Annotated in this window: 10 protein-coding genes; 4 read left to right on the top strand and 6 right to left on the bottom strand. The window is 58.3% G+C overall.

All coding sequences use genetic code 11. From position 1 onward, the window contains the following. Positions 1-8: 8 nt before the first annotated feature. Together WG78_RS21025 and WG78_RS21020 are read right to left on the bottom strand one after the other, a co-directional pair. A complete protein-coding gene (locus tag WG78_RS21025; RefSeq protein ID WP_053939815.1) occupies positions 9-551 on the bottom strand; it encodes a hypothetical protein in 543 nt (180 codons plus the stop codon). Positions 552-733: 182 nt separating this feature from the next. Then, the gene (locus WG78_RS21020; protein WP_169788475.1) at positions 734-1,648 is read right to left on the bottom strand and encodes an aspartyl/asparaginyl beta-hydroxylase domain-containing protein; all 915 of its coding nucleotides are present in this window, start codon (positions 1,646-1,648) and stop codon (positions 734-736) included. 280 nt (positions 1,649-1,928) lie between these two features. Between WG78_RS21020 and WG78_RS21015 the strand changes: the two genes are divergently transcribed. Further along, positions 1,929-2,420, top strand: a complete 492-nt coding sequence (locus WG78_RS21015) for a GFA family protein (protein ID WP_053939814.1) — start codon at positions 1,929-1,931, stop codon at positions 2,418-2,420. 45 nt (positions 2,421-2,465) lie between these two features. On the opposite strand, the gene WG78_RS21010 is transcribed toward WG78_RS21015, so the two are convergent. The 3 genes from WG78_RS21010 to WG78_RS21000 all read right to left on the bottom strand — a co-directional run bounded on the left by WG78_RS21010 (position 2,466) and on the right by WG78_RS21000 (position 6,372). Then, positions 2,466-3,893 (bottom strand): UdgX family uracil-DNA binding protein, encoded by a 1,428-nt coding sequence (locus WG78_RS21010; RefSeq protein ID WP_053939813.1) that lies wholly within the window; start codon positions 3,891-3,893, stop codon positions 2,466-2,468. A gap of 5 nt (positions 3,894-3,898) precedes the next feature. Next, positions 3,899-5,131: a putative DNA modification/repair radical SAM protein gene (locus tag WG78_RS21005; RefSeq protein WP_053939812.1), complete on the bottom strand. Its 1,233-nt coding sequence runs from the start codon at positions 5,129-5,131 to the stop codon at positions 3,899-3,901. A 143-nt stretch (positions 5,132-5,274) separates the two neighbouring features. Next, positions 5,275-6,372, bottom strand: a complete 1,098-nt coding sequence (locus WG78_RS21000) for a catalase family protein (protein WP_053939811.1) — start codon at positions 6,370-6,372, stop codon at positions 5,275-5,277. 171 nt (positions 6,373-6,543) lie between these two features. On the opposite strand from WG78_RS21000, the gene WG78_RS20995 reads away from it, so the two are divergent. Beyond that, complete coding sequence (locus WG78_RS20995) at positions 6,544-7,341, top strand: SDR family NAD(P)-dependent oxidoreductase (RefSeq protein WP_053939810.1); 798 nt, start codon at positions 6,544-6,546, stop codon at positions 7,339-7,341. Positions 7,342-7,832: 491 nt separating this feature from the next. Continuing rightward, a complete protein-coding gene (locus WG78_RS20990; RefSeq protein WP_083459507.1) occupies positions 7,833-9,746 on the top strand; it encodes a carbohydrate-binding module family 20 domain-containing protein in 1,914 nt (637 codons plus the stop codon). A 63-nt stretch (positions 9,747-9,809) separates the two neighbouring features. Here the strand turns inward: WG78_RS20990 and WG78_RS20985 are convergent, their stop codons facing one another. Beyond that, on the bottom strand, positions 9,810-10,964 hold the full coding sequence (locus tag WG78_RS20985) for a GGDEF domain-containing protein (RefSeq protein WP_053939809.1): 1,155 nt from the start codon (positions 10,962-10,964) through the stop codon (positions 9,810-9,812). A gap of 234 nt (positions 10,965-11,198) precedes the next feature. Here WG78_RS20985 and WG78_RS20980 point away from each other — a divergent pair, with 234 nt between their 5' ends. Beyond that, positions 11,199-12,173: an NAD(P)-dependent oxidoreductase gene (locus WG78_RS20980; RefSeq protein ID WP_053939981.1), complete on the top strand. Its 975-nt coding sequence runs from the start codon at positions 11,199-11,201 to the stop codon at positions 12,171-12,173. Positions 12,174-12,254 lie beyond the last annotated feature (81 nt).

Below are 12,254 nucleotides of genomic sequence, written 5' to 3'. Positions count from 1 at the left end.
GCACCCCATTACTGGTTGTATTGAGCCTTGGCTTCTTTTACGCAGCTGTCTTTCTTGTCGCCAGCAAATGCATCGCATTTTTCCTTGGCCACTTTGTAGTCAGCGTCGTTCTTTTCCTGATCAGCCTTGGCGGTTGCCTTGTAGCGATCCTTGTTGGCATCGATATCGGCCAGCGACTTATCGCGATCAGCCTTGGCGGTTTGCTTGCAGACGTCCTTGTTGTTGCCCGCCAGGCCGCCACACTTTTCGTCGGCTACGGCGTAGGTCGATTTAGCGCGTTGCTTGGCGGCATCGCTGCGCGCCTTGTCGGTGTTCTTGTCTTGTGCGTCGAGGTCAGCAACGGCGATATCGCGATCAGCCTTGGCTTGTTCCTGGCACACGTCTTTGCCGTTGCCGGACAGCGACTTGCACTGGTCTTTGGCGGCGTCATAACGTTGGTCGATCGAATCTTTGCGCGTCTTGTACTCTTCGTGAGTCAGCTTGGCAAAGCTCACAGCCGGAGCAGCGATCAGTGCGGCAGCAATCAGCGATTGGATGGCGTATTTACGCATATTGTTCACCTTCTTTTTTATTGAAAAGAGTGGCTGGCATTGGCCAGTCCGTGAGATGAACTATACGTAGGCCATCCGGTTAACTAAGTCGTCCTCTGCACTAATGCGGGGCAAGACCAGACATAAAAAAAGCGTAGGCCGCAACCTACGCTTTATGACTAATGAATATTTGTGCGCGCCGATTAAAGCCAGTAAATCAAAGCGATCACCGCTACAATCAGCGCAATACGCGTGAATTTATATACGCGCGGATTCCAGCGTTTAAAACGCCGACGTTGTTGCCCCATCAAATCGGCATAGCGGAATAATTTGCTGATTGCACCGACCTTGTCGCCGTCCTGATTGGGCGAAGCCGCTTGCGCAACCAGATTGCGCCCAATCCAGCCATTAAACGCCTGCATGATGCGGTTATTCATTGGGCGCTCAAGATCCGCAAAGAAAATCAGACGGTCTTTACCGCTCTTGTTTTCCACCCAATGAATATAGGTTTCATCAAACACCACGCCTTCGCCATCGCGCCAGCTATATCGCTCTCCATCCACCGAGATAAAACAACGGTCGTCATTAGGCGTAATCAAGCCCAGGTGATAGCGCAAAGAACCGGCAAACGGATCACGGTGCGCATTCAATTTTCCATCCACCGGCAAATAGGCAAACATGGCCGCTTTGATCGAAGGCAGATCGCGCACCAATGCCACGGTTTTAGGGCAAAGCTGTTCGGCGCTGGGATGGCTGTCGCCATACCATTTCAGATAAAAACGTTTCCAGCCGAATTTGAAAAACGAATTGAAACCGGCGTCATCGTTATGTTGCGCGGCGCGGATTTGCTGCGCGTTATGCAGCGCTTCGGCCTCGGCGCGGATCATCTCCCAGTTGGCCTGGATGATCTCAAGGTCCTTAAAGTAGCTGACCGGAATATAGGGCGTGGTGGGCACGCGCGAGAACAGATACATCAGCACATTGATCGGTGCGACAAAGGCCGAGTGATCAAACAATTGCTTGAAGAACTTGTGACGCTCGCGGCCACGAAAATGCACATACAGCACAGACATCAAAACCGGCGCCAGTATCAGTGCCTTGATCAACCATGAACCCATTGCGGACCCCGTACCGCGCACCGGGTGCGACGGTTCTAGCTATAAAACAGAAAGAGAAACCGCCGGTGGCAATTGCAAAGCGCATCAAGATTAATGATTGCTTATTTGATTGTACCGGGCGAAACGGTGTGATTTTAAGCCAGGCAGGCCACAACCACTAGTGGCAATAGCCAGTACGCCGAAGGACGGAAACCTTTGGCGGCCGGGCGTTTCGTACTGAAGCTTGCGGTTGCCGTCGCCAACCGCCCCCATTCTGCCCATCAACCGAAGGAGTGCTTATATGCTGCTGGAAGGTTCCTGCCAATGTGGCGCCGTGTCTTTCAAGGTGGAATCACCGCATCCGTACCCGTATCAGCGTTGCTATTGCAGCATCTGTCGCAAAACCCAGGGCGGTGGCGGCTATGCCATCAATCTGGGCGCGCTGTATAAAACACTGGAGATTGAAGGCAAGGCGCATATCAAGATGTACCACGCGCGCGTGCAGAACCCCGAGGACCAGCAAGCGCATATCAGCAGCGGCGAACGCCATTTTTGCGGCGAGTGCGGCACCGCGCTGTGGGTGTACGACGCCGAATGGCCCGACCTGGTGCACCCGTTTGCTTCCGCTATCGACACGCCTTTGCCCAAGCCGCCCGAGCATGTGCATATGATGCTGGAGTTCAAGCCGGACTGGGTGGAGGTGGATTTTATGCCGCGTGATCAGAAATTTTTGCGCTATTCCACCGAATCGATTGCCGAGTTTCATGAGCGGGTGGGGCCGGGCAAGCTGTGAGCGCAAGGCCTTGTCTGACCTTGCCACGGGCGGCCCGCGCGTTACTCAACTGATGGATTTGAGCGCGGCCGCCGCCTGGCGTAGGTCTTCCACAAACTGCGCGTATTCCGCGGCCTTGGCGGCCGGGTCGGGCAGACGCAATAAATACGACGGATGCACCGTCACCCACACCTTGCGGCCGTCTTCCAGCGCGGTCCATTGCCCGCGATAGTGCTTGAGCGTTGCGCCATGCCCCAGCAAGGACTGCGCCGCCGTCGCGCCCAGCGCCACAATCAGATCAGGCTTGACCGCCGCAATCTCGCTATCCAGCCAGTGCTGGCAGGCGGCCATTTCGCGTAATCCCGGTTTGCTATGGATGCGACGTTTGCCGCGCAATTCAAATTTGAAATGTTTAACCGCATTGGTCACATACAAGCTGGCGCGGTCCAGCCCGGCTTCTTCCAGCGCGCGATCGAGCAATTGCCCGGCCGGCCCCACAAACGGATGGCCCGCCAGATCTTCCTGATCGCCCGGTTGTTCGCCCACCAGCATCAGACGCGCTTTGGCATTGCCTTCGCCAAATACCGTCTGCGTGGCCGGTTGCCACAGCGGACATTCTTTGCACTGCGCTGCCGCCTGTTGCAACTGACGCAGCGAACCCGCGGGCGCGGCGGCGGGGCCTGCGGCCGGCGCCATTTTGCGATGTTTGCGTGGGTCGGTGGCGGCGGTGTCGACCATGTTTTGCGTCCTTGCGGCGGCGCTGTTGATCAGCGGCTGGATCAGCGTGGCTTCGGGCAGATTGCGCCAGTATTTGCGCGGCATCTCGGATTGCATCATCGCTACTTTCAAACGCGCCGGATTAAATATGCTGGCGTAATAGGTGCGCCATAAGTCTTCATTGGCGTCTTCGGCGGGCACATCGCTTTTTTGCGCGCCAGGGAGTTCATGCAGTTTCTGGCCATCCCAATGCACGCTGGTTTCGGGCGTGAGAATGCTCCACACCATATTGGCAAAGCGGCGCGTAAAAAACGGCGCGGTGGCCATTACGATATGGTGGGTGGGTTCGAACCACGCCATAAAGCGCTCGCCGCCTTCGATATCAATTTCGCGAAAACGGACAAACGCCGTCATCTTGTGCATATCGCGTTGCACGGCTTTGGCCATGCCGGTGGCGCGCACCACGTCGGGGTCGACCGCGATATCCAGCAGCTGCGGTTGCTGGCGCAAGCGCCATAACAGGCGATACAAAAAGGCAAAACGATCCGGATCAGTATGCAAGGCCGCGCGTTGGCACAGCTGCATAAACCGTTTCGATACCGAAAACTGCGGCGGATCGATGATTTCGTGCTGCATCGGGTCATCGGCAAACAGGCCGCCATTGCTGCCGATGCACCACGCCACATGTTCGGGGGCGACGCCATCGATGGCCATCTGCCGGGCCGCAGCGCGCCAGCCGGCAAAGTCGGTTTCATGCGCAAGGGTGACGATACGCATGGCGCCTATCCAAACAGATCAGGTTGAACGGGCGGCGTGCGCAATTGCGCGGCCAGGCTGGCGGCATCCAGCGTCGCGCCCGGGCTATGGCCCGGTAGCGTAATAAACGGCAGGATTTTTTTAAGCGGCACATGCAGCCGCGCCAGATCATCGCTGCGTAACGCGCGGACACGGCGCGTGCTGAGTATGCGATCGACCGCCTTGCTGCCCAGGCCCGGCACGCGCAACAACATCTCGCGCGGCGCTTTGTTCAAATCCACCGGAAAGCGCTCGCGATGGCGCAATGCCCACGCCAGCTTGGGGTCCATGTCCAGATCCAGCATGCCGCCTTTCGGATCGACGATTTCATCGGCGCTAAAACCATAAAACCGCATCAACCAGTCGGCCTGATACAAGCGATGTTCGCGCACCAACGGCGGCGGCTTGAGCGGTAGCGCTTTGCTGGCGTCGGGGATCGGGCTGAACGCCGAGTAATACACGCGACGCAAACGATAATTGCCGTACAGATTGGCGCTGGTGGCCAGGATGGCCTGGTCGTTGGTGGCGTCGGCGCCAACGATCATTTGCGTACTCTGGCCGCCCGGCGCAAAGCGCAACGGCTTGCGCGTAGTGGGGTTGGCCCGGCTTTCGCGGCTTTCATCGATACGCCAGCGCAAACGGCCCATCGACCGGCGGATGGCGCGCGCGTCTTTTTCCGGCGCCAGATCGGTCAGGCCTTGTTCCGTAGGCAGCTCGATATTGATGCTGAGCCGGTCGGCATAGCGGCCCGCTTCGGCCAGCAATTCTTCGCTGGCGTCGGGGATAGTCTTAAGGTGGATATAGCCGCGGAAATCATGTTCTTCGCGCAGCACTTTGGCTACGCGCACCACTTGCTCCATCGTGTAATCGGCGCTGCGGATAATGCCCGAGCTCAGAAACAAGCCTTCGATGTAATTACGCTTATAGAAATCGAGCGTGAGCTTGACGACTTCTTCCACGCTAAAACGCGCGCGCTGCACATTGCTGGAGACGCGATTAACGCAATACAAGCAGTCGTACATGCAGTAATTGGTCAGCAGGATTTTGAGTAGCGAAATGCAGCGGCCATCGGGCGCATAGCTATGGCAGATACCCATGCCTTCCGTGGAGCCCACGCCGCGGCCGTCTTTGGAATCGCGCTTGTCGCTGCCACTGGACGAACAGGACGCATCGTATTTGGCGGCGTCCGCCAGTACCTGCAATTTGATCTGGAAATCCATGTTGCTGCCTGCAGCGTGTGCAAAAGGAAAACCATGATAGTGAACGATCGTTCTATTATCAAAATTGGCCGACGCACGTATGGGGCTGACGCATTTCTTTGCCGTCGCGTATTGCTGCGGGCGAGCGAAATCAGGCAGTCGGATCAGTGGTCGGGGATTTCGTCGATGCTGCGTGGTTCGGTGGGCGCGCGGCCGTTCATTTCGCGGCGGTATTGCGCCGACATCTGATAAGCGCGTTTGCGCGCACGCATGATCTGGCCAAGCGGCCGATGCGCCTGCAGGCCATGCCACGGACTAAAGCTGATCACGTCTTGCGTCCACGCCACGCGCGCCGGGTTAAAGCTGTTCTGCCGGGCAAAGCGCAATTCGGCCACGCTGTGCCACGGGCTTTGATCCTCGGGCCAGACCACGGACGCATCTTCCACCGGCATTACCGCCAGATCGCTGCAAAGCTGGATCTGCACGTCATACACCAGTTCGTGATCGTTACAGAATGCGGCGACGGCTTCGCGCAGTGCGGAAGGATGATCGTGCATATTGAGCGCCTGGCCGTGCAGCGCTTGCATCTCGGGCGTGGCAGGCGTCAGGCGCAATTTGGCCACGTATTCGCCGTAGCGGATGGCGGCCATGGTGGAAAAACTTTCGCCCAGAATATGCGTTTCGGGGTGGCCGAGCGACGCCAGCGTGCTGCTGTCCTGGCCAATGGCGTGCAGCAAGGCGTTGGTGCCGCGCGCGGTGGTCGAGATGGCTTGCTTGAGGGTTTCGGGGTCGTTGGCGTGCTTTTCCAGTAACTGCATCTGCTTGAGAAAATCGGCGGCCGTCGCCACCGAGAACGCCAGGCCGTTCACCATCACAAAATCCTGCGTCAGCGCGCCCTCGTGGCCGTCAAGCTTGGCCCCGGACACGCCGAGAATCTTGATGGCAAAACCGCGCGGTGTGGAAATGCTGTCGGCCAGAATATCGCCCGGCGTGGTCGAGTAGCGGCCCAGCACCGAATACACACCCGGCGTAGCAAATACGCCTTGTGCCAGATGCCGCGGCAGATCGTTACGGACGATCATTTCCCCTTTAACGACCCCATGCGTTTTGGCGTGCACGCTGCGTACGGCGTGCTGATAACGCTCGAACATGATGGCGCTGATGTGATGCATGCTGGCGGCGATGGCCTGGAACGTTTGTTCTTCGTCCGGATCAATCTGTTCGACGCTGGCATCGAACAACACATAGCGGGTGGTCATCATGGCCGATTCCAGTTATCAATAATGAGTTGAAGCTGATTGTGCGAGGCGCGGCCGGCATTGCGTATAAGTCTGCCGCGCGAGCACAAGTAGGATGGCCGGTTTGCGCTGTCAGCGGCTGGCCCACAGGGTTTGCGTTTCTCTTCCGATGTCGCTTTTTTTCAGGAGTACACGATGCAGATTGATCTGACAGGCAAGACCGCGTTGGTGACGGGTTCGACCACAGGCATAGGCTATGCGATTGCAGCGGGGCTGGCGCAAGCGGGCGCGGCGGTCATCATCACCGGGCGCGATGAAAGCCGGGTGGTGGCCAGCGGGCAGAAGCTACGCGAGCTGGCGCCAGCGGGCGCGTCGATTTCGGGTGTGGCGGCCGATCTGGGCACGGCGGAAGGCTGCCAGACCCTGATCGCTGCGGTGCCCAAAGTGGACATCCTGGTGAACAACGTGGGCATCTTCGGGCTGAAGCCGTTTTTTGAAATTGAGGACGCGGAATGGCAGCGCTTTTTTGACGTCAACGTGATGTCGGGCGTGCGCTTGTCGCGCCATTACATGCAGGCAATGCTGCAACAAGGCTGGGGCCGCGTGATCTTTTTGTCGTCAGAATCGGGCGTCAATATCCCGGACGACATGTTGCATTACGGCTTTACCAAAACCGCGGTGCTGGGCGTCTCGCGCGGCTTGGCCAAACTGGCACGCGGTAGCGGTGTGACGGTCAACGCGGTGCTGCCAGGCCCGACCTTGTCCGAAGGCGTGACCACCATGCTGCAGGATGAAGTGTCGCGCAGCGGTCGCAGCGTGGAAGACGTGGCCAAAGACTTTGTGAAGTCGCAACGGCCCAGCTCGATTATCCAGCGCGCGGCCACGACGGAGGAGGTGGCCAATATGGTGGTGTATGCATGCTCGCAGCAAGCTTCGGCCACTACCGGCGCGGCGTTGCGCGTGGATGGCGGCGTGGTGGAATCGATTATCTGATTGCGGCATTCGGGTTGCGATGGCGCGACAGCCGTTTGCGCCGCTATCGCCACGCACCATCTAAATCGCCCTGCCGGCATTGCTGGCGGGGCGATTTTTTGTCCGACGTGGTGAATGGTGATCCGGGCCAGGTAAACCGGTTTGAGGAACGTGTGCGTAGTTTTATTTCTGCGATTACGAATAGTGCAGCCGCCTATCGGCTGTACACGTGTTGAAGTCAGATCGTTGAAAGCCACATTAATGGCGTTTTTTGGGCGTTGCGAGCCAATGACGGCGCGGGCTGCCATGCCCTGGAGGGTGGCGGGATGTAGGGATTTTCAACCGATTTGTGTAGTTGAATACGCGTTGTTTCATGGCGTAGGCTTCGCTGCGAATCCAAACCGGTTTGGCGACAGACCACGCGGTGGATTTTTGCGGGGCTTTATGGAGAGGCCTTGATTCCAGCAAACAGCAAGGGCGAACACGCCAGCAACAAAAAGGAATGAGCAAAAATGCGATTCAGACTCACAGTCTTCAGTTCGATTCTGTCTCTGGCTTTGGCCGCATGCGGTGGCGGCGATGGGGGCGTGACCAGCATCGCCACCAGCCAGGCGGCATCGACCTCGTCGTCGTTTAACGCCACCGGCACCTCGGTTCAGTTGTTTCATTGGCGCTGGGCCGATATCGGCAAGGAATGTACCGACTTTATCGGCCCTAAAGGCTATGGCGCGGTGCAGATTTCGCCGCCGCAAGCCACCAAGATTGCCGGGGCATGGTGGGACATCTATCAGCCGGTCAACTTTGGTTCGCTGACCAGCCGCATGGGCAACGAGGCGCAACTAAGCGCCATGATCGCCAGCTGCCACGCGGCCCACGTGCGTGTGTACGCCGATCTGGTGGTCAACCAGATGGGCCTGGATTCCAGCAACACCTATAGCTCGACCGATGGCTCGACCTGGAACAAGGACACGCTGACTTATCCGCAATTCAGCAGCAATGATTTCCATAGCGCGTGCGATATCCAGTCCAGCGATTACGGCAGTCCGGGTAATCGCAATAATGTGATGTTGTGTCGCTTGAACGGCATGCCCGATCTGGCCACCGAAAGCAGCTATGTGCAGGGCGTGATTTCGACCTACATGAAAAAACTGCTGTCGCTGGGCATTGATGGTTTCCGCATCGACGCGGCCAAACATCAACAGCCGGGCTCGCTGAACACCATCCTCAACACCGTGAAGGCGGCTTACCCGACCACGCTGGCGGGCGAGAGCATCTGGGTGACGCAAGAGGTGATTCCGGATGGCAATGTGGTGCGCTCGGATTATTTCCAGAACGGCACGCTGAACGAATTCCAGTACACGTATGCGCTGCGCGATGCCTTCCGCAATAACAATGGCCTGAATCTGGCGTCGATCCCCACCGTGATGGGCACGCCCGGCAACTGGGGCGGCACGTGGAATTTTGTGCAGCCGCAATACGCCACCGTGTTTGTTAATAACTGGGATACCGAACGCAGTGGCACCGATTCGTTGAACGCCAGCAACTATACCGGCGCCACCAACGATGCTTCGGGCACCAAGCGTTACGATCTGGCCAACGTGTTCATGCTGGCATGGCCATATGGCGAGGCCATGGTGCATTCGGGCTATCGCTTTAGCACGTCCGACCAGGATGCGCCGACCACCAGCCCGTATGACAGCAGCGGCAATGCATTGATCAACGTCAACTGGGACTTCATCCATCGTTGGGGCGATATCGCCAATATGGTGGCGTTCCGCACTGCGACCAGCGGCCAGGGCGTCAGCAACTGGACCACGGGTACGGGCAATCAGATTGCCTTTAGCCGCGGCGCGGTGGGCTTTGTGGCCATCAACAACGACACCAGCGCATGGACCAAAACCTTCCAGACCGGTTTGCCCGCAGGTACCTATTGCAACGTGGTGCACGGCGTGGTGTCGGGCAGCAGTTGCGCCAGCGATAGCGTTACGGTGGATAGCAGCGGCAATGCCACCATCACCTTGCCGGCCAATGGCGGTAGCACCGTGCCCGCGGTGGCCATCTACACGGGGCAGAAGCTGGGCAGCAGCGGCTCTACCGGTAGCGGTACTTGCACGGTGACGTTCAGCATCGCCAACGCCAATACCACGTTCGGTCAGAACCTTTATGTGGTCGGCAACCAGACGGTATTGGGCAACTGGACGCCCGCGAGCGGCTATGCGCTAACCATCCAGGGCAGCGGCGCCAACGCCACCTGGTCGGGTAGTGTGAGCCTGCCTGCCAGCACGGCGGTGCAATATAAATATGTGAAATGGGACGGCACCACTGCCACGTGGGAAAGCAGCCAATCCACCAGCAGCGGCAATCGTGAATACACCACGTGCAGCTCGGGCAGTGCTACGCGCGCGGATGGCAGCTTCAAGTCTTGAGATCAGTGCGCAGTGATCGAACAGCCGGCCTTGTAATCAGGGCCGGCTTTTTTGCGCCGTACGCTAAGTGGCGGGGTCGCCTTGCACGCGATTGCGACCACTTTGTTTGGCCTGGTACAACCAGTAATCGGAGCGCGCGACAAAGTCTTCGATCGTCTCGCCCGGTTGCCACACGGCCATGCCGGCGCTGAGCGTGTAGCGCACAATCTGCTCACCCGCGCGATAGCGGCGTGCTGCCACTTGTTCGCGCAAGCGCTCCGCCATCACTGCAGCGGCGGGGCCCGCGCTATCGGGCAGCAGAATGCCGAATTCCTCGCCACCGAGACGCCCGATATAGTCGCCGTCACGCACGCTGGCCTCGGCCAATAAAGCAAAGTCGCGCAGGATGGCGTCGCCGGTGGGGTGGCCGTAACGATCGTTGATGGCTTTGAAATGATCGATGTCCACCATTACCAGCGCCAATGCGCGGCCATAGCGACTGGCGCGCGCCATCTCGCGCTGGGCTTGCTCGATAAAGGCCTTGCGCGATAACACGCCAGTCAGAAAATCACGGTTGGCGATGGCTTCGGCCTGGCTTAACAAGGTGTCATGCGTCATCACCACCGCGCCCATCGTCAGGCCCGGCATGATGAGCGCGCCCAGCGACAGGAAGATCAGATTGATGATGGAGCCATCGACCAGCAGCGGCGTATTGTCAGGACGGTGCAGGTAAACCACGCCGCGGATGGCATAGCCGATGGCAAATACCAGAGCCAGTACCGCGGTCAGCATATGGCCATGGGTGGCGCGGTAGGCGGGACGATATTTGATAATCGTATACGCGATCATTGTGCTGATGATGCCATGCACCACCGACATAAAAGCCACCCGCAAATTCATGTAATCAACGGGGTAGCGCAATACCGGAATGACCACTGCAACCAGCGCGACCGTGGCAATCATGCCAGTCCACGGCACCTCAAGCCGGAAGAAGCGGCGGCAGCCTGCATAGAACAGGCAGATGGCCAGGGCGATCAGCGAATTGGCCAGCACATAGCCGATGACCATTGGCGCGGCGTTTTGGCACAGATAGCAACCGAGCGCGACGATTTCGAGAATGATTGCCCACGTCCATTCCCGAATCCCGGGCAGCCGGCTACGGCGCAGCGAAAGCATGACCAGCAACATCATGGTGCAGAGCAGGGCGGTAATGATGAGCAGGGTAGCGGGACTGAGCATTGAGTCGAGGCACGGGCGGGATCAAGCATTCTAGAGAAGGCTAATGCTGATGTCATCGCTGCTGATCAAACAGTCGATTTCTCGCGCGTGCGCGCGTTATATAAAACGGGATGTGTGGTTTCTGCCGACGGTGTTTGCGATATTCAGCAAGGCCGGGTTTATTTCTGCTTGGCGGAAACCCGCACCGGCGCGCTAAGCTCATATCTCTTATTGTTTATCGACAGGAACGTCGCCGTGACCCAGCGTGTAGTGGTTTACAAGAATTTGCCCGAAGACTTGCTGGCGCAGTTGAAGGCGCGCTTTGAGATCACCGAAGTCGATTCGGTGGATAGTGACGGTCCGTTTGCAGCGGCAATGGCGCAGGCCGATGGCGTAATCGGCGGCGGCTTGAGCTTGCCTTCCGCAGTGTTGGACCGCGCCAGCAAGCTGCGCACGGTGGCAACGGTGTCGGCAGGTTTCGATCAGTTTGATGTGGCCGATCTGACGCGTCGCGGCATCCTGTTGAGTAATACGCCCGCGGCACTGACCGAGACGGTAGCCGATACGGTATTGATGTTGATGCTGATGACAGCACGGCGCGGCGCTGAGCTGGCGGAGTATGTCAAGGCGGGCCAGTGGCAGGGCTCGGTGGGGCCGGATTGTTATAGCAGCGATGTGCATGGCAAAACCCTGGGCATCGTCGGGATGGGGCGAATTGGTTTGGCTGTTGGCCGCCGGGCGAAACACGGCTTTGGCATGAATGTGCGCTATCACAATCGCAGCCAGCATCCGGCAGCGGAAGAAGCGCTGCAGGCTAAATGGCTGCCGCTGGATGATCTGCTTCGCGAATGCGATTTTGTTTGCGTGTTGTTGCCGTTAAGTGCCGAGACCGAAAAGCGCTTCAGCATGCGCGAATTTGCGCTGATGCAAAAGCACGCTTTCTTTATTAATGCCGGACGGGGAAGGGTGGTGGATGAAGCGGCGCTGATTGCGGCGCTGCAGAACGGGCAGATTGCGGGGGCGGGGCTGGATGTATTCGAGAATGAACCGCTGGATGTGGCGTCGCCGTTATTAAAGCTGCCGCAGGTGGTGGCGTTACCGCATGTGGGATCGGCAACGCATCAGACCCGATATGACATGGCCGCATCGGCGGTGAGCAACCTGATTGATGCGTTGGAAGGGCGTTTACCCGAATTCATGGTCAATCCGCAGGCCTGGAAGCGCGAATAATCAGGATTTCCGCTGTGGGTGGCGTGCCGTTATATTGGGCGCTACTCAATTGCTTTGAAAATTTTCTAAAAATATTTTCAA

It is taken from the genome of Amantichitinum ursilacus (assembly GCF_001294205.1).
GTDB classification, from domain to species: Bacteria; Pseudomonadota; Gammaproteobacteria; order Burkholderiales; family Chitinibacteraceae; genus Amantichitinum; species Amantichitinum ursilacus.
The sequence above is the reverse complement of the archived record's forward strand: the minus strand, read 5'-3'. Positions and strand labels throughout refer to the sequence as shown.